At 71.4% G+C, this 17,055-nt stretch carries 16 protein-coding genes; 10 read left to right on the forward strand and 6 right to left on the reverse strand.

From position 1 onward, the window contains the following. The first annotated feature begins 104 nt into the window (after nucleotides 1-104). Genes ACT4N7_RS09260 through ACT4N7_RS09270 form a run of 3 tightly spaced genes read left to right on the forward strand, consistent with a single transcriptional unit; the run spans nucleotide 105 to nucleotide 2,651 of the window. Nucleotides 105-905, forward strand: a complete 801-nt coding sequence (locus tag ACT4N7_RS09260; RefSeq protein WP_444828201.1) for an ABC transporter permease — start codon at nucleotides 105-107, stop codon at nucleotides 903-905. Next, complete coding sequence (locus ACT4N7_RS09265) at nucleotides 898-1,698, forward strand: ABC transporter permease (RefSeq protein ID WP_444828202.1); 801 nt, start codon at nucleotides 898-900, stop codon at nucleotides 1,696-1,698. Before ACT4N7_RS09260 ends, ACT4N7_RS09265 begins: the two co-directional genes overlap by 8 nt. Further along, on the forward strand, nucleotides 1,695-2,651 hold the full coding sequence (locus tag ACT4N7_RS09270; RefSeq protein ID WP_444828203.1) for an ABC transporter ATP-binding protein: 957 nt from the start codon (nucleotides 1,695-1,697) through the stop codon (nucleotides 2,649-2,651). Before ACT4N7_RS09265 ends, ACT4N7_RS09270 begins: the two co-directional genes overlap by 4 nt. On the opposite strand, the gene ACT4N7_RS09275 is transcribed toward ACT4N7_RS09270, so the two are convergent. Both ACT4N7_RS09275 and ACT4N7_RS09280 read right to left on the reverse strand, forming a co-directional pair. Beyond that, nucleotides 2,633-3,580 (reverse strand): pseudouridine-5'-phosphate glycosidase, encoded by a 948-nt coding sequence (locus ACT4N7_RS09275; protein WP_444828204.1) that lies wholly within the window; start codon nucleotides 3,578-3,580, stop codon nucleotides 2,633-2,635. The genes ACT4N7_RS09270 and ACT4N7_RS09275 overlap by 19 nt on opposite strands. A 50-nt stretch (nucleotides 3,581-3,630) precedes the next feature. Next, complete coding sequence (locus ACT4N7_RS09280) at nucleotides 3,631-4,434, reverse strand: sporulation protein (protein WP_444828205.1); 804 nt, start codon at nucleotides 4,432-4,434, stop codon at nucleotides 3,631-3,633. A 66-nt stretch (nucleotides 4,435-4,500) separates the two neighbouring features. Here ACT4N7_RS09280 and ACT4N7_RS09285 point away from each other — a divergent pair, with 66 nt between their 5' ends. Then, nucleotides 4,501-4,743 (forward strand): DUF3039 domain-containing protein, encoded by a 243-nt coding sequence (locus ACT4N7_RS09285; RefSeq protein WP_444828206.1) that lies wholly within the window; start codon nucleotides 4,501-4,503, stop codon nucleotides 4,741-4,743. Nucleotides 4,744-4,786: 43 nt separating this feature from the next. Here ACT4N7_RS09285 and ACT4N7_RS09290 read toward each other — a convergent pair whose 3' ends face one another. Continuing rightward, complete coding sequence (locus tag ACT4N7_RS09290) at nucleotides 4,787-7,900, reverse strand: efflux RND transporter permease subunit (RefSeq protein ID WP_444828207.1); 3,114 nt, start codon at nucleotides 7,898-7,900, stop codon at nucleotides 4,787-4,789. 89 nt (nucleotides 7,901-7,989) lie between these two features. Continuing rightward, complete coding sequence (locus ACT4N7_RS09295; protein WP_444828208.1) at nucleotides 7,990-9,084, reverse strand: YihY/virulence factor BrkB family protein; 1,095 nt, start codon at nucleotides 9,082-9,084, stop codon at nucleotides 7,990-7,992. Nucleotides 9,085-9,331: 247 nt separating this feature from the next. Here ACT4N7_RS09295 and ACT4N7_RS09300 point away from each other — a divergent pair, with 247 nt between their 5' ends. Next, nucleotides 9,332-11,071, forward strand: coding sequence for a DEAD/DEAH box helicase (locus ACT4N7_RS09300; protein WP_444828209.1), 1,740 nt, complete (start codon nucleotides 9,332-9,334; stop codon nucleotides 11,069-11,071). A gap of 52 nt (nucleotides 11,072-11,123) precedes the next feature. Beyond that, the gene (locus tag ACT4N7_RS09305; RefSeq protein ID WP_444828210.1) at nucleotides 11,124-11,354 is read left to right on the forward strand and encodes a hypothetical protein; all 231 of its coding nucleotides are present in this window, start codon (nucleotides 11,124-11,126) and stop codon (nucleotides 11,352-11,354) included. Nucleotides 11,355-11,544: 190 nt separating this feature from the next. Here ACT4N7_RS09305 and ACT4N7_RS09310 read toward each other — a convergent pair whose 3' ends face one another. Both ACT4N7_RS09310 and ACT4N7_RS09315 read right to left on the reverse strand, forming a co-directional pair. Continuing rightward, nucleotides 11,545-11,805: a Txe/YoeB family addiction module toxin gene (locus ACT4N7_RS09310; protein WP_444828211.1), complete on the reverse strand. Its 261-nt coding sequence runs from the start codon at nucleotides 11,803-11,805 to the stop codon at nucleotides 11,545-11,547. Next, nucleotides 11,802-12,044 carry a type II toxin-antitoxin system Phd/YefM family antitoxin gene (locus tag ACT4N7_RS09315; protein ID WP_444828224.1) on the reverse strand — a complete coding sequence of 81 codons (243 nt, stop codon included), beginning with the start codon at nucleotides 12,042-12,044 and terminating at the stop codon, nucleotides 11,802-11,804. The genes ACT4N7_RS09310 and ACT4N7_RS09315 overlap by 4 nt, the downstream gene beginning before the upstream one ends. 257 nt (nucleotides 12,045-12,301) lie before the next feature. On the opposite strand from ACT4N7_RS09315, the gene ACT4N7_RS09320 reads away from it, so the two are divergent. The 4 genes from ACT4N7_RS09320 (at nucleotide 12,302) to ACT4N7_RS09335 (ending at nucleotide 16,974) form a co-directional block, all read left to right on the forward strand. Further along, nucleotides 12,302-13,426 (forward strand): sugar ABC transporter substrate-binding protein, encoded by a 1,125-nt coding sequence (locus ACT4N7_RS09320; RefSeq protein WP_444828212.1) that lies wholly within the window; start codon nucleotides 12,302-12,304, stop codon nucleotides 13,424-13,426. A gap of 129 nt (nucleotides 13,427-13,555) precedes the next feature. After that, nucleotides 13,556-14,329 (forward strand): ATP-binding cassette domain-containing protein, encoded by a 774-nt coding sequence (locus tag ACT4N7_RS09325; protein ID WP_444828213.1) that lies wholly within the window; start codon nucleotides 13,556-13,558, stop codon nucleotides 14,327-14,329. 11 nt (nucleotides 14,330-14,340) lie between these two features. Continuing rightward, nucleotides 14,341-15,771, forward strand: a complete 1,431-nt coding sequence (locus ACT4N7_RS09330; protein WP_444828214.1) for a sugar ABC transporter permease — start codon at nucleotides 14,341-14,343, stop codon at nucleotides 15,769-15,771. A gap of 66 nt (nucleotides 15,772-15,837) precedes the next feature. Beyond that, nucleotides 15,838-16,974 carry an ROK family protein gene (locus ACT4N7_RS09335; RefSeq protein ID WP_444828225.1) on the forward strand — a complete coding sequence of 379 codons (1,137 nt, stop codon included), beginning with the start codon at nucleotides 15,838-15,840 and terminating at the stop codon, nucleotides 16,972-16,974. Nucleotides 16,975-17,055: the final 81 nt, after the last annotated feature.

Below are 17,055 nucleotides of genomic sequence, written 5' to 3' on the forward strand. Positions count from 1 at the left end.
CCTCTCGCCGCGAAACGGGTCGCGCACCCGCCGCGCATAGGGTAGAAACCGTGTCCGGCCGCCGTGTCCGCGGCCGCTTCCCACCGCAGCCGAGGAGGCCCGCCGTGCCGCGCGCCCTGTGGGCCCTGACCGTCGCGGGCTTCCGGCGCTACGCCACCTACCGGCAGGCCACCGTCGCGGGCGCGTTCACCAACGTCGTGTTCGGCTTCCTGCGCTGCTACATCCTGCTGGCCGTGGCCGCCGCGGCGGGCAGCACGGTCGCCGGGTACGACGTGGCGCAGTTGGTCAGCTATGTCTGGCTGGGCCAGGGAATGCTCGCCGTGGTCAATAGCTGGACCATGCTCGACCTCGCCGAGCGGGTGCGCTCCGGCGATGTGGTGGCCGACCTGCTGCGCCCGATCGATCCACTGTGGACCTACCTGTGGACCGACGTCGGCCGCGCCGGGTTCGCTCTGCTCACCAGATTTGTCGTGCCGCTGGTGGTCGGCGCGCTCGCGTTCGGCCTCTACGTGCCGAAGCACCTGGTGACCTATCCGCTGTTCGCGCTGTCGATCGTGCTGGCCGTCCTCGTCGGGTTCGCCTGCCGCTACCTGATCGGGCTCAGCGCGTTCTGGCTGCTCGACATCCGCGGCGTGACGATCGTCTGGGTGTTCGCCTCCGGCGCGTGCAGCGGGCTCTACTTCCCGCTCGCGATCCTGCCCGACTGGCTGAGCACGGCGCTCTGGGTCGCCACCCCGTTCCCGGCGCTGCTGCAGGCGCCGCTGGACATCGTGGTCGAGCGCGGTGGCACCGGCCACGGCCTGCTGCTGCTCGCGAGCCAGGCGGCGTGGACGGTCGTGCTGCTGTTCGTGTGCAGGCGCGTGCAGACGCGCGCGGTGCGGAAACTGGTGGTGCAGGGTGGGTAAAGCGGCGATCTACCGCGCCGTGGTGCGTGCCCAGGTGCGCAGCCAGACCCAGTACCGGATGTCGTTCGCCATCGACCTGCTGGGGAGTTCGCTGACCACCGCGCTCGACATCGCCACGGTGTTCGTGCTGTTCTCGGTCACCGGCGGCCTCGGCGGGTTCGGCGGCACCGAGGTGCTGCTGATCGCCGCGCTGTCGGCCGCCGCGTTCGCGCTGGGCGATCTGGCCGTCGGCAACGCCGACCGGCTGCGCGAGTACGTGCGCAGCGGCCTGTTCGACTCGCTGCTGCTGCGTCCGCTCTCGGCGCTGGGCCAGCTCCTCGCGGTGAACTTCGCGCCGCGCCGGATCGGTCGGGCGGTGCAGGGGATCGCGCTCTACGTGGTGGCGTTGGCGGTCGCCGACATCGACTGGGACATCGCGAGAGTCGTGCTCGCCGTGCTCGCTCCGGTCGCGGGCGCGGTGTTCTTCGGCAGCCTGTTCGTCGCGGGCGGCACGGTCGCGTTCTGGTGGGTCGAGTCGGGCGAGGTGTCCAACGCCTTCACCTACGGCGGACGCGATTTCACGTCCTACCCGGTCACGATGTACGGCGACTGGTTCCGCGACCTGTTCGCCCTCGCGCTCGGCTTCGGTTTCGTGGCCTACCTTCCGGCGCTCGCGCTGCTGGGCCGGTCCGACCCGCTGGGCGTGCCGGACTGGCTGCGCTGGTGCTCGCCGCTCACCGCCCTGATCGCCGCCGGGATCGCCGCGCTGTTCTGGCGGACCGGAGTCCGCCACTACCGGAGCACGGGGTCATGATCATCTCAGCATCGGGGCTGCGCAAGGACTTCACGGTCAGCCGCAAGGTCGGCAGGCTCCGCAGGGAGCGGCACGTGGTGTCCGCTGTGGACGGTGTGGACCTCACCGTCGAGCGCGGCGAACTGCTCGGCTACATCGGGCCGAACGGCGCCGGGAAGTCCACCACGCTCAAGATGCTGACCGGCGTGCTCACGCCCAGCGGCGGCGAGGTGCGGGTGTGCGGGCTGGAGCCGGTGGCCCGGCGCACGGCGCTCGCGCTGCGCATCGGCGTCGTGTTCGGGCAGCGCTCGCAGCTCTGGTGGGATCTGCCGCTGGCAGAGTCCTTCGAGCTGCTGCGCCACATCTACCGGGTGCCCGCCGCCGACCACGCCGCCCGGCTCGCCCGCTGCACCCACCTGCTCGGCCTGGACGAGTTCCGCGACACGCCGGTCCGGCAACTCTCGCTGGGCCAGCGCATGCGCGGCGAGCTGACCGCCGCGCTGCTGCACGGACCGGAGGTGCTGTTCCTGGACGAGCCGACGATCGGCCTCGACGTGCTCAGCAAGCAGGCTGTGCGGTCGTTCCTGGTCGAACTCGACACCCGCGGCGACACCACGGTCGTGCTCACCACGCACGACCTGGCCGACATCGAGAAGCTCTGCCGCAGGCTCGTGGTGATCGACCACGGCCGCGTCGTGCACGACGGCACGCTGGACGAACTGCACGCCCGCTACGGTTCGCGCCGCTCGGTCGTCGCCGACCTGGACGCGCCCTGGCCCGACGGCCTGGTGCTGCCGGGCGCGGCCGTCACCGCCGTCGAGGCGGACGGCCGCCGGGTCACCCTCGCCCTGCACGGCGCGGCCGCGGGGGAGGTCGTCGCCGCGCTCGCCCGCGCGGTGCCGCTGCGCGACCTGTCCGTGCAGGAGCCCGAGATCGAGGACGTCGTCGCCCGGCTCTACCGCCGCGACGCCTGAGCCAGCTCCACGGCCACCTCCGCGGCGACGCGCGCGTTGTCGGCCACCAGTTCGGTGTTGGCGGTGAGACTCGCGCCGTCGCTGCCGGCGTGGAAGTGCTCCAGCAGCGCCGGGGTGACGTCCTTGCCGCGGATGTTCCGCTCCCGCAACAGGTCCATGCCCTCCAGCAGCAGCCGGTCGTGCAGCTCGCGGTCGAGTTCGTGCTCGGCCGGGATCGGGTTGGCCAGCAGCACGCCCGCCCCGCCCGGCACGTGCGCCCGGTGCGCGGCGATGACGGCCGCGGCCTCTGCGGGCGTGTCCACCCGCCACGGCACGGGGAACGCCGACACCCGCAGGTAGAACGAGGGGAACGAGTCGGTGCGGTAGCCCAGGACGGGCACCGACCGGGTCTCCAGCACCTCGACGGTCGCGGCGATGTCGAGCACCGACTTCACCCCGGAGCACACCACGGTGACCGGGGTGTGCGACAGCACGTCGAGGTCCGCCGACACGTCCCAGGCCGCGGCGCCGCGCGGCAGGGTCAGGTGCACCCCGCCGAGGCCGCCGGTCGCGAACACGCCGATGCCCGCCTGGTGGGCGAGCGCGGCGGTGCTCGCCACGGTGGTCGCGCCGTCGCGCCGCAGGGCCAGCGCCGGGCCGAGGTCGCGGCGGGACAGCTTGAGCAGATCGGTGCCCACCGCGCACACCTGCTCCAGTTCGGCCGCGGTCAGCCCGATCCGGGCCTTCCCGCCGAGCACCGCGATCGTCGCGGGCACCGCGCCCGCCGCGCGGACGATCCGCTCCAGCCGCAGTCCGACCTCGTGGTTGCGGCCCGCGGGCAGTCCGTGCGCGAGCAGCGTGCTCTCCAGGGCGACCACGCCGCGGCCCGCCGCCAGCGCCTCGGCGACCTCGTCGGCCAGAACCAGGTGGTCAGTGGGGTTTCCAGTCACGACAGGGCAGTATCCGCGCGATCAAGGCGCGAACTCCCACCGGGCCCGGATCAGTCGAAGATGCCGCGTGGGCCCGCCACCTGGCGCAGCCAGCCCTCGATCTGCTGCTCCCAGTTCGTCCGGCCCATCGCGGCGTACTCCACCACGAACGAGCCGAGCATCGACTGGCCGCGCCCGCCGAGCCCGCCGCCCTTGGCGACGCGGACCTTCTTGACCACGTCGAGCACCACCTGGACGTCGTGCGGCCGGGCCAGGAAGGTCACCGAGACCTCGCTGAACGCGCGCGCGAACGCGGGCGCCGTGGTGAAGGTGATCTCCTGGAAGAACGGGAGCTGCTGGTCGACGCCGTCGAGCCGGTTGCGCTCCAGGGCCGCCGCGCGGAACTGGAAGCCGAGCCTGCTCATCGCGTCGAGGATGCGGTGCTGCGCGGGCGTCGGCTCGATCGCCACCGCGTCCACGTCCTGCGGGTCGACCACCGTGCCCGCGAGGCTCAGCGTCGTCTGCAGGCCCACGGCCATGCCGGTGAGGTACTTGCCGAGCACCGAGGTGATCGGGGTCTCCCACGGCATCTGCACCTCGAACGGCACCGTGATCTGCGCGCCCGCGCGGACCAGCTCCCGCCCGGCCAGGTGCACGCTCTGGAACGGCAGGTCCGCGGTCTCCGGCCGGTCGCCGTCGGACTGGACGCGGGCGAGCAGCCGCACCCCGAGCGACTCGACCTCCTGGTCGACCTGGCCGCCGGTGAGCAGGACCTCGCCGTGCAATGTGCCGCCCGGACGGATCGTGCGGTCGAGGAGCCGGGCGTCGACCTTCGCGCCGCCCGAGCCGAGGCTTGCCAACACCTTCTGGAACATGCGGGCATCCTGCCGGCCGGGACGGCTCCGCGACATGATTTCCGCCCGATGTTGCATCATGGTGTGGTGAGCGCACCGACCCAGACGCTGCCCGAGGTCGACACCAGGCCCGAGGGCGCAGACACCACGACCGACGACACACCCAAGATGTTCCACTACGTCCGCAAGAACAAGATCGCCGAGAGCGCGGTCATGGGCAACATGGTCGTCGCCCTGTGCGGCGAGGTGTTCCCGGTGACCAAGTCGCCCAAGCCCGGCTCGCCGGTCTGTCCCGACTGCAAGAAGGTCTTCGAGTCCATGAACGACTGAGCCGGTGGCCACCTGCCGGACGGGAGGTGGCCACCGCCACACCTCAGGCGTTGCTGGGTTCGGGCTCCCGGACCGGGTCCGCCGGGGCGTGCTTGGCCGCCCGCTTGGCGCGGCGTTTCTCCTTGCGGTTCTCCACCATCGTGTAGAGCGTGGGCACCAGGACCAGCGTCAGCAGGGTGGAGCTCACCAGCCCGCCGATGACCACCAGCGCCAGCGGCTGGCCGATGAACCCGCCCTCGCCGGTCAGCCCGAGCGCCATCGGCAGCAGCGCGAAGATCGTCGCCGCGGCGGTCATCAGGATCGGCCGCAGCCGCCTGCGGCCGCCCTCGATCACCGCGTCCCGCACGCTCATCCCGCTCGCCCGGTACTGGTTGACCAGGTCGATGAGCACGATGGCGTTGGTGACCACGATGCCGACGAGCATCAGCATGCCGATCAGCGCGGGCAGGCCCAGCGGCGTCCCGGTGACCAGCAGCAGCCCGATCGCGCCGGTCGCCGCGAACGGGATGGACACCAGCAGGATCAGCGGCTGGATCAGGCTGCGGAACGCGCCCACCATGATCAGGAACACGATCGCGATGGCCGCCAGCATGGCCAGCCCGAGGTCGCCGAAGGTCTCGGCCTGGTCGGCGCTCACGCCGCCGATCTCGTAGTCCGAGCCGCCCGCGAGCCGCACCCCGTCGAGCCGCTGGGTGAGATCCGCGGTCACCTTGCCCAGGTCGGACCCGGTGGCCTTGGCCGAGACGGTGGCGCTGCGGTCGCCCGAGGTGCGCCGCACCTGCACCGGGCCGTCCACAGTGGACACCTGGGCGACCTCGCCGAGGGTGACCGGGCCCGCCGGACTCGGCAGCGGCAGTGCCCGCAGCGCCGCCACATCCCGCGGCGCGGTCCCGGTGCGCAGCACGATCTCGCGCTGGGTGCCGTCGATCGGCAGGGTGGCGACGGTGAGGCCGCGCAGCGCCTGGGTGGCGAGCTGGCCCACGGTCTGCGTGCTCAGCCCGCGGGCGGCGGCCGCCTGCTGGTCGACCGACACCTGCACCCGGGGCGAGCTCTCGGCCAGGTCGTTGGTGACCTCGGTGAGCCCCGGCGTGCCCGCCACGGCCTGCCGCACGGTGTCGGCGGCGACGCGCAGGGCGTCGGCGTCCGGCGCGGTGACGACGACCTCGACGGTGTCGGAGGCGAACCCGGCGGCCTCGGCGCCGAACTTCACCACGCCCGTGCCCGGGATCGCCGCGATCCGCTCGGCCAGTCTCGTCTCCAGCGCCTTCAGGTCGGTGCCCACCAGCACGGAAGCGTTGATCGAGGTGACGCCGTTGGTGGACCGGCCCAGTCCGGCGAAGGTGTCGTCGTTGCCGACGGTGACCTGGTAGATCGTGATCTCGCGGGTGTCGGCCAGCACGGCCTCCAGCTTCGCCGCCGCCTCGTCGCGCGTCTCCAGGCTGGCGCCCGGCGCCAATTCCTGGCTCAGTTGCAGGGTGGTGCCACCGGAGTCGTCGAGGAAGTTGGTCTCCAGCCTGCTCGCCAGGCCGATGGTGCCGCCGAAGATCAGCAGCGCGATGAGCACGGTGACCCAGCGCCTGCGCGTGGCGAACCCCAGCACCGGCACGTAGGCCCGCTGCAGCGGGCTGCGCCGCTCCTTCTCCAGCACCGCCAGCCGCGCCGCCTCGGCCTCGGCCGGGTCGGTCGGCACGACCGGCGGCTTGAGCAGCCAGAACGCGAGCACCGGCACGATCGTCAGCGACACCAGCAGCGAGGCCAGCAGCGCCACGGTCACCGTGATCGAGAACGGCCCGAACAGCTCGCCCGCGATGCCGCCGACGAACGCGATCGGCAGGAACACCGCCACCGTGGTCAGCGTCGACGCCGTCACCGCGCCCGCCACCTCGCGGGTGCCGTCGAGCACCGCGCGCTGTTTCTCCTCGCCGTAGCCGAGATGTCGCTTGATGTTCTCCAGCACCACGATCGCGTCGTCGACGACCCGGCCGACGGCGATGGTCAGCCCGCCCAGGGTGAGCAGGTTCAGCGACAGGTCGCCCGACCACAGCGCGATCAGCGCCACCAGCACCGACAGCGGAATGGACACCGCGGTGACCAGCGTCGAGCGCACCGACAGCAGGAACAGCAGGATCACCGCGACGGCGAACGCGAGGCCGAGCAGGCCCTCGGTGGTCAGCCCGCCGATCGCGCGCTCCACCTCGGGGCCCTGGTCGTAGACCACGGTCAGCTTGCTGTCGGCGGCCCGGCTCAGCTCGTCGAGCTTGCCCCGGACCGCCTTGGAGATATCCACCGCGTTGCCGTCGGTGGTCATGGTCACCGAGATGCCCAGCGTCGGCTCGCCGTTGGTGCGGGTGATGGCGGTCGGCGCGGCGAGACCGGGCTCGACCGTGGCCACGTCGGCCAGTCGCACCACCGCGCCCGCCGCGGGCAGCACCAGGTTCCGCAGGTCGTCCATCGAGCCCAGCGGGCCGCCGACCTGGACGGTGAGCGCCTGGTCGCCCTCGCTCACCCCACCCGCGGGCACCGGCCTGCCCGCCGCCGTCAGCGCGCCGGTCAACGCCGCCGGGTCGACCCGGGCGGCGGCCAGCTTGGCGTAGTCGACGGTCACGATGACGGTCTCCGCGCGCGTGCCGGTGACCGTCGCCGCGCGCACACCGGGGATCTCCTCCAGGCCGGGCACCGCCTCGGTGCGCAGCCGAGCGGCCGCGGCCGCCTCGTCGCCGCCCGCCGCCGCGGCCAGCAGCACGACCGGGATGTCGTCGGTGCTGCCCTGCACGACCGTGGGGTCGACACCTTGGGGCAACTGCGGGCGCAGCCGGTTGACCGCCTGCTGCATCTGGCCGACCGCGGCGTCGATGTCGGTCCCGAAGGCGAACTGGACCTGGATGGTCGCCGAACTCTCCGCGGACCTCGTGGTGATCGTCTCGACGCCCGCGATCCCCCGCAGACTCGACTCGATCGGCGCGGCCACCTGGCTGTCCACGGCCTCGGGCGAGGCACCCGGGTACGGCGCGATCACCACGGCCGCGGGCACCTGGATCGAGGGGAAGAGTTGTTGCTTGAGCGATGGCAGCGTGAACGCGCCGAAGCCGATGATCAGCAGGCTGAGCAGCCCGATCAGGCCACGGTTGGCCAGGCTCAGCCGAGCCAGCACAGACATGGGATTCCCCTCGAAGAACGGTCGCCGGGGCGACACCTACACCGGTGAGCGAGCGGTGATCAGCCTGACACAGCGCGCCACCGCCGGACTCAGCCCCCGGGCCGAAACCGGGTCATCCGTGAGGATGATTCACGCAATTCAGGCGTCTCGGGCACCGCGTCCTCGGACACCGCGGGTCGCTCCGCGTCCCAGGCGCGCTCGCGCTCGCCCGAGCGGATCTTCTCCGCGGCCCGCTCCATCTCCAGCCGCCGCCACCGCCTGCGCTCGCGACTGGTCATCCTGGCAGGCCACATGTCCTGGATGGCGGCGTTGAAGTAGGCGCCGATGACCACGGCCAGGCCGATGAAGAAGGCGAACAGCAGGAACGCGATCGGCGTGGCCAGCGCGCCGTAGGTGTAGCCGGTGGTGGTTATCCACCCGATGTAGAGCCGGAGGGCGATGCTGGAGAGCAGGAAGAACGCCATCGCCAGGATCGCACCCGGCAGCCCGCGGTGCCACGGCAGCTTGCGCGGCAGGGCGAGCTTGTAGAGCGTCGCCAGCGCCAGCACGATCAGCAGGCCGATGATCGGGTAGTAGGTGACGTCCACCCAGGAGGTGACCGTCGCCCGCCAGGACACCGGGAACAGGTTCGGCAGCAGGTCCGGGCCCAGCGCCAACACCGGTAGGCCGACAACCAGCAGCACCAGGCTCGCCACGTAGAGCAGCAGGGCGAAGATCCGCTGCCACACCTCGTTGCGCACGCCGTACTGGTCGTGCGCCACCGTGATCGCGTCGACGAACGACGACATCGCCGAGGACCCCGCCCACAGCGAGATCAGGAAGCCGACGGACACGATCTCGCCGCGCCCCACGGTGAGGATGTCGGACACCGTGGGCTGGATGATCTGCGTCACCACGTTCTCGCTGAACGCCGTGCGGGAGATGTCGATCAGGTCGGCCTGCACCGCGTCGATGACGTCCTTGCCGAACCACTCGGCCACGAAGCCCAGGCTGCCCAGCAGGCCCAGCAGCAGCGGCGGCAGCGAGAGCACCTGCCAGAACGCCGCCTCGGCCGCCTCGGAGAACAGGTTGCCCTCCCACGCCTTGGACAGGGTGCGCTTGACAAGCCGCCACGGCCCCCGGCGCTGGTCGTGCGCTGCGGGAGGGGCGACCTCGGCGGGCTGGGGTCCAGGCTGCGCGGTCATCGCGGTGACAAGCATGGTCCATCCGGGCCTGTTCGGCGCGACCGCTCGCTGATCGTTACCCGCGTGTCGCGTGACCAGGCGCTGCCCGAGTGCCGCGTCACACGGCGGTCTTGTCCGCGCGGCGGGTATTCTCAACGACGCCCTCACCGGGGCACGACCGGCGGACACCGACCGCCCGCCGGGTGCCGCTGAGGGCGTTCGTCTGTCCAGGACCTGTCGACGTGCGTGGAAGGAGCTGGGGCATCCCGTGACCCGGGCCGAGGTGGAACCGGACTCGCAGGCGCGCGGCACCCCGGCGGCGCGACCCCTGCGCGACTGGCAGCGCCGGGCGCTGACCAAGTACCTCACCCGGCGGCCGAAGGACTTCCTCGCCGTCGCCACCCCGGGCGCGGGCAAGACGGTGTTCGGCCTGCGGGTCGCGGCCGAACTGCTGGCCGACCGCACGGTCGAGCGGCTGACGATCGTCGCCCCGACCGAGCATCTCAAATACCAGTGGGCCGCGTCCGCGAACGCGGCGGGCATCCCGATCGACCCGAACTTCACCAACTCGATGGGCGCCACCTCCCGCGACTATGTCGGCGTCGCGGTCACCTACGCGCAGGTCGCCGCACACCCGACGCTGCACCGGGTGCGCACCGAGCAGCGCAAGACCCTGGTCGTGCTCGACGAGATCCACCACGGCGGCGACGCCAAGAGCTGGGGCGAGGCCGTCCGCGAGGCGTTCACCCCGGCCACCCGCCGCCTCGGCCTCACCGGCACCCCCTTCCGCAGCGACGACTCGCCCATCCCGTTCATCGACTACGAGCCGGACGGCGCGGGCTACCTGCGCAGCAAGGCCGACCACACCTACGGCTACGCCGACGCCCTGCGCGACGGCGTCGTCCGGCCGGTGATCTTCCTGGCCTACTCGGGCGAGGCGAGCTGGCGCACGAGCGCGGGCGAGGAGTTCACCGCCCGCCTCGGCGAGCCGCTCACCGCCGAGCAGACAGCCCGCGCCTGGCGCACCGCACTGGACCCGACGGGGGAGTGGGTGCCGTCGGTGCTGGGTGCCGCCGACGTGCGGCTGACCCAGGTCCGCGACGGTGTCCCGGACGCGGGCGGCCTGGTCATCGCGTCGGACCACGTCTCGGCGAAGGCGTACGCCACGATCCTGCACACCATCACCGGCGAGCCGCCCGCGCTGGTGCTCTCCGACGACCCGAAGGCGTCCAGCCGGATCGCCGAGTTCGCCGAGTCGGACTCCCGGTGGCTGGTCGCGGTCCGCATGGTCAGCGAGGGCGTCGATGTCCCGCGGCTCGCCGTCGGCGTCTACGCCACCAGCGCGTCGACGCCGCTGTTCTTCGCCCAGGCCATCGGCCGCTATGTGCGTGCCCGGCGGCCGGGGGAGACCGCGAGCGTGTTCTTGCCGTCGGTGCCGGTGCTGCTCGACCTCGCCAGCCAGCTCGAAGCCGAACGCGACCACGTGCTCGGCAAGCCGCACCGGGAGAAGGAGGGCTGGGAGGACGACCTCCTGGCCGACGCCAACCGGACCAAGGACGAACTCGGCGACGAGGAGAAGGCGTTCACCTCACTGAGCGCCTCCGCCGAACTCGATCAGGTGATCTTCGACGGTTCGTCGTTCGGCACGGCGGCGTTCGCCGGGTCGGCGGAGGAGCAGGAGTACCTCGGCCTGCCGGGTCTGCTGGAGCCCGACCAGGTCCGCGCACTGCTTCGCCAACGGCAGGAATCCCAACTCGACGAGCGGTCGCGCCGGGCGGCCGACCGCAAGCCGGACGAGCCCAAGGCGAGCCGCCCCCAGAGTGTCCAGGAACGCCTGGCGACCTTGCGTAAGGAGCTGAACGCGCTGGTCGGGATGGCTCACCACCGCACGGGTAAGCCGCACGGCCTGATTCACGGCGAACTCCGCAAGACCTGCGGCGGGCCACCGACCGCGATGGCGACGGTGGAGCAGTTGGAAGAGCGGATAGCCACCCTCCGCTCCTGGTAGGCGCGGCTACGTGCAACCGCGCGATGCCACCATTGGGCGGTAGCATGGTGCTGTGGCGACGATGACCTTGCGGTTCCCGGACGAGTTCGACGCTGAGCTGCGTGCGGCGGCCGAAGGGGCGTCCATCAACGGCTTCGTGGTCGAGGCCGTTCAGGAACGCCTGGCGGCTATGCGGCACAAGTCGGTCATGGCCATCGCCCGCGACGTGGTGGCCAGGGACGCGGAGATCCTCGACCGGCTGGCGGGTCGCCTGCCGCACGTTCCTCGCGCTCAACGGCGCTGATTTCGCCCCGGATGTGGAGCAAGCCACCGAGTTCGTGCTTTCGGTCGCCGCGGGCGATGAGGACGACATCGAGAAGATCGCCGCGGTTCTGCGGATGTGGACGGCGCGACGCGCCTGACCGGTACCGGCCGTTTCGCCGACGTCAGGAGACCCTGCCACCCTCCGCTCCTGGTGAGTGGCGTGCCGCCGACTACTTCCCGTAGTGGTAGCGACAGGCGGCGATGCGGATCTCGTCTCCGGCGACCTTGTAGACCAACCGGTGTTCGTCGGTGATGCGGCGGGACCAGTAGCCCTGGAAGCCGTGCTTGAGCGGCTCTGGCTTGCCGATGCCCGCGTTTCCGTTGCGCCCGATGTCCTTGATCAGGTCGTTGACGCGCTTGAGGATCTTCCGGTCCTCGGTCTGCCACCAGACGTAGTCATCCCAGGCGAACTCGTCCCAGACCAGCTTCACTCGGCGAGGTCGTGCTGGGTGCCGCCGCCGGACTCCAGGCGCTCGATCGAGGTGATCAGGCGGCGCGCGTTCTCCGGGCTGCGCAACAGGTAGGCGGTCTCCTTGAGCGACTGGTAGTCGTCCAGCGACACCATGACGACCGGTTCGTGCCCGGCGCGGGTGATCACCACTTCTTCTCGGTCGTTGACCACGGAGTCCAGGGTCTCGGCGTACTTGGCGCGAGACTCGGAGTAGCTCATCGTCTTCACCCGACACCTCCTTACGTACAGAATAGCGTACGTCCCCGTGGAGTCGTGGGCAAGTGACCGTCGACCGCATCCTGATTGCCCTCAGATGTCGCCGCCGTTGCCAAACCGTGTCCGGCTCGGCCCACTGAATCGAATCAGTATGGTTTGCGTCACCCCCTGTCGAGGCATATGTTGTGCACCACAACATTTCCCCACCGGTCGTCGCCCGGGCCCAGGCGGCGTCCCCGCAGCATCGAAAGGGACGACTGATGCGCAGCAAGACTCTGGCCATCCTCGCCGCGGGTGTGGGGTTCTCCCTCGCCCTGACGGCCTGCGGGGCCAACCAGGAGACACCGGCGGCAGGCGGCTCGGGGCAGAGCCAGGCACCCAGCGCGGGCGGGGTCAAGGTCGGCGTCATCCTCCCGGAGACCGCCACCTCCGCGCGCTGGGAGGGCTTCGACAAACCCATGCTCGAAGCCGCCATGCGGGCCGAGGGCCTCGACGCGGACATCCAGAACGCGCAGGGCGACGTGCAGAAGTTCAGCACCCTCGCCGACGGCATGATCAGCCAGGGCGTCAAGGTACTGGTCATCGCCGCGATCAACAGCGAGGTCGGCAGCGCGGTCGCGGCGAAGGCCAAGGCCCGCGGCATCCCCACCATCGACTACGACCGGCTCAACCTCGGCGGCAGCTCCGAGTACTACGTGTCCTTCGACAACGTGAAGGTCGGCGAGCTGCAGGGCCAGGGACTGGCCGACGCGCTCAAGGGCAAGCAGGGCGCGCAGGTGATCGAGATCGAGGGCGCGCCGACGGACAACAACGCGACGCTCTTCTACAACGGCCAGCAGAACGTCCTCAAGCCGCTCTACGCCTCCGGCGCGCTCAAGCTGGTGCAGAGCCAGCCGATCGACGGCTGGGACAACCAGAAGGGCGGCGTCACCTTCGAGCAGATCCTGACCGGCAACGGCGGCAAGGTCGACGGCGTCGTGGCCGCCAACGACGGCCTCGCGGGCGCGGTCATCACCGTGCTGCGCAAGAACGGCCTCAACGGCAAGGTTCCGGTGACCGGCCAGGACGCCACCCCGGACGGCCTGATGGCCGTGCTGCGCGGCGACCAGTACATGACCGTGTTCAAGCCGATCAAGGCCGAGGCCGAGGGCGCCGCCAAGCTGGCAGCCGCGCTGGCCAAGGGCGACACGGCCGCCGCCGACAAGATCGCCGGGCAGTCCAGCGACGACCCCAAGGGCAACCGCAAGGTCAAGTCGCTGCTGCTGGAGCCGAAGCTGACCACGAAGAACGAGGTCAAGACGGTCGTGGCCGAGGGTTACGTCAAGGCGACCGAGATCTGCGGCGGGGAGCTGGCCGCCGTGTGCGCGCAACTCGGCATCGGCTGATCCGTCCCACCCCTGTCCGTCCCCGGTGTCGCGCCGCACCGGGGACGGCTTCCTCCCGGCGAGGAGACCGCGCCCCATGAGCGAGCTTGCGAGCGAATCAATGTCACAGTGCGTCCGCGAGGGGGCGTCATGAGCGACCCCATTCTGGAGATCACCGGGCTCAACAAGAGCTTCGGACCGGTGCACGTGCTGCACGACGTGGACTTCACCGTCCGCGCTGGCGAGGTCACCGCGCTCGTCGGCGACAACGGCGCGGGCAAGTCCACCCTGGTCAAGTGTGTCGCGGGCATCCACCCGACCGACTCCGGCCAGGTGCGCTTCGACGGCCGCCCGGTGTCTGTCAGCGGGCCCCGAGACGCCGCCCAGCTCGGCATCGAGGTCGTCTACCAGGACCTCGCGCTGGCCGACAACCTCGACATCGTGCAGAACATGTTCCTCGGCCGCGAGCGCGGCAGCCAGTGGCTGCTGGACGAGGCGGGCATGGAGAAGGCCGCCCGCGACACGCTCGCCTCGCTGTCGGTGCGCACGGTCCGGTCGGTGCGCACCCCCGTGTCGTCGCTGTCCGGCGGCCAGCGCCAGACCGTGGCCATCGCCAAGGCGGTGCTGTGGGAGAGCAAGGTCGTGCTCTTGGACGAGCCGACAGCCGCCCTCGGCGTCGCGCAGACCCGCCAGGTGCTCGACCTGGTCCGCAGGCTCGCCGAGCAGGGCCTTGGGGTGGTGCTGATCAGCCACAACATGGCCGACGTGTTCGAGGTAGCCGATCGCATCGCCACGCTCTACCTCGGCCGGATGGTCGCCGAGGTCGCCACCCGCGACGTCACGCACGGCCAGGTCGTCGAGCTGATCACCGCGGGCCGTTCTGGAGACCTCGGTCTCGCCCGTCCCGAGACCGCCACCGTCTGATCGAGGAATCCATGACTGACATTCCGGCGCCCGCCCCGCCCAGGAGCGACACCGGCGGCGCCATCTCCGACTTCGGCATCGACACCACCACCCAGTCCACCGGCGAGGCCGTCCGCGGCTACGTCGGGCGGCTGCGCGGCGGCGACCTCGGCTCGCTGCCCGCCGTGCTCGGGCTCACCGCGCTCGTCCTGGTGTTCTGGGCGCTGTCGGACAGCTTCCTGACCCTGGACAACACCGCCAACCTGGTCGCCCAGGGCGCAGGCAAGATGATCATCGCGATGGGCCTGGTGTTCGTCCTGCTGCTCGGCGAGATCGACCTGTCCGCGGGTACCGCGTCCGGCGTCTGCGCCGCGGTGATGGCCATGCACTACGTCCGCTCGGGCAACCTGCTCGGCGGCATGGGCTCGACGGTGTTCTCTGTCTTCGTCGGCGGCCTGGTGGTCGCTGCCGTGCTCGCGCTGCTGATGCGGATCTGGGCGGGCGCGGCGCTCTCGCTGGTCGCCGTGGCGATCGCGATGTCCGGCGCGGCGCCCAACCCGTGGGTGGAGATGCTGCTCGCGCTGTGCGTCGGCACCGCCATCGGCGTGATCACCGGATTCCTGGTGTCCAAGATCGGCATGCCGTCGTTCGTGGTGACGCTGGCGCTGTTCATCACCTGGCAGGGCGTCATCCTGCAGTTCATCGGCCAGGGCGGCGTCTTCGGCATCGGCACCCAGCCGGTGCTGTTCTCCGTCGCCAACGGCAACCTGTCGGTCGCGGGAAGCTGGGTGCTGTTCGCGGTGGGCGCGGGCGGCTACGCGGCTGTGGTGCTCGGCGAGCACTTCACCCGGCTCGGCCGCGGCCTGGTCACCGCGCCGACGCCGATCGTGCTGGCCAAGGTCGTCGCAGTCGCGGTGCTCGCCGCGCTCGCGACCTTCGCGCTCACGCTCAACCGCTCGCCCAACGACTTCGTCGTCATCCAGGGCGTGCCCTACGTGGTGCCGATCGTGCTGGTGCTGCTGGTCGTCGGCACCTACGTGCTCAACCGCACCCGCTACGGCCGCCACATCTACGCCGTCGGCGGCAACGCGGAGGCGGCCCGGCGCGCGGGCATCAACGTGAGCAAGATCCGGGCCAGCGTCTTCGTGGTCTGCTCGTCGGTGGCCGCGCTGGGCGCCATCGTGTACTCCTCGAAGGTGGGATCGGTCGACCCGCAGGCGGGTGGGCTCAATACCCTGCTGTTCGCCGTGGGCGCGGCCGTCATCGGCGGCACCTCCCTGTTCGGGGGCCGCGGCAAGGTGTTCCACGCGGTGGTCGGCGGGCTCGTGCTCGCCGTCGTCGAGAACGGGTTGGGCCTGCTCAAGCAGCCCGCCGCGGTGGTCAACATCGTCACCGGACTCGTACTGTTGCTCGCGGCGACCGTGGACGCCCTCTCCCGCAGGCGCGCGGCGGTGGCGCACTAGGCCGGGGTCGATCGGAGAGGCGAGCCAGTGACCAGCACACCGACGGCGGGCGCGCGCCCCGACGAGGTGCGCAGGCACAACCGCACCGCCCTGCTGCGCAGACTGCACGTCGACGGCCCGTGTACGCGGGCGTCGCTGGCCACCGAGCTCGGGCTCAACCGCAGCACCATCAAGGCCCTGGTCGACGGCCTGGCCGAGTCCGGCGTCGTGGAGGAGCGGGTGCCGCGGATGCGGACCGGCGCCGGTCGGCCGTCGCTGCTGGTGCTGCCCCAGCCGCACGCCGCGGTGGTGCTGGCCGTCGACATCCGGGTCGAGCAGGTCGCGATCGCGCTCGTCGGCCTCGGCGGGGAGATGCTCGGCCGCAACAGTTGGAACCTGCGCGGCAAGGCCCGCCAGCCCGACGAGGTGATCACCCACGTCATCGAGTCCACCCGGGTCCTCGCCGAGGAGTTGGACGTGCGGATGGTCGGCGCGGGCATCTCGGTGCCCGGCGTCGTGCGCCGCTCGGACGGCTTCGTGCACGAGGCACCCAACCTGCAATGGCGCGACATCCCGCTGGGCGACCGGCTCGGCGGCGTCCTCGGCGTGCCGATCCGGGTCGGCAACGACGCCGAGATCGCCGCCCTCGCCGAACACCTGCGCGGCGCCGCCCGCGGCTCGCTCGACGCCGTGTACGTCTCGGCCGACATCGGCGTCGGCGGCGGCGTCATCTCCGACGGGGCCGCCCTGCGCGGCACCGCGGGCTATGTGGGCGAACTCGGCCACATGGTGATCAACCCGGCGGGCCGGGCCTGCTACTGCGGCAGCCGCGGCTGCTGGGAGACCGAGGTCGGCGAGGTCGCGCTGTGCCGGGCGCTGGACCTGCCCGAGGGGTCCCCGCGCGGTGCCGTGGTCGCCGAGCTGCGCGCGTTGTCGGCGCGACCCGAGCGGGTGGCGGACCGCCTCGGCGAATTCACCGAGTGGCTCATCCTGGGGCTGGTCAACATCGTGAACGCGTTCAGCCCGGAACTGGTGGTGCTGGGCGACCTGTTCACCGTGCTGCCCGCGCCGCTGGTGGCCAGGGTCGGCGCCGAGGTCAGCAGGCGCAGCCTGGTCAGCCGGGCCATCGGCGGCACCCGCATCCTGGCCTCCACGATGGGCGCGGACGTCAAGCTGATCGGCGCGGCCGAACTGGCCTTCGAACCCGCGCTCGGCCTCGTCTAGTGCCGCACTAGGAACAGACTGAGCGGTGGGCACCCAGGGTAGGGTCCCCCCGCGAACGGACAGTCCGGCCGGGGTCGTTCA

Source organism: Actinokineospora sp. (genome assembly GCF_052390155.1).
Classification (GTDB): domain Bacteria; phylum Actinomycetota; class Actinomycetes; order Mycobacteriales; family Pseudonocardiaceae; genus Actinokineospora.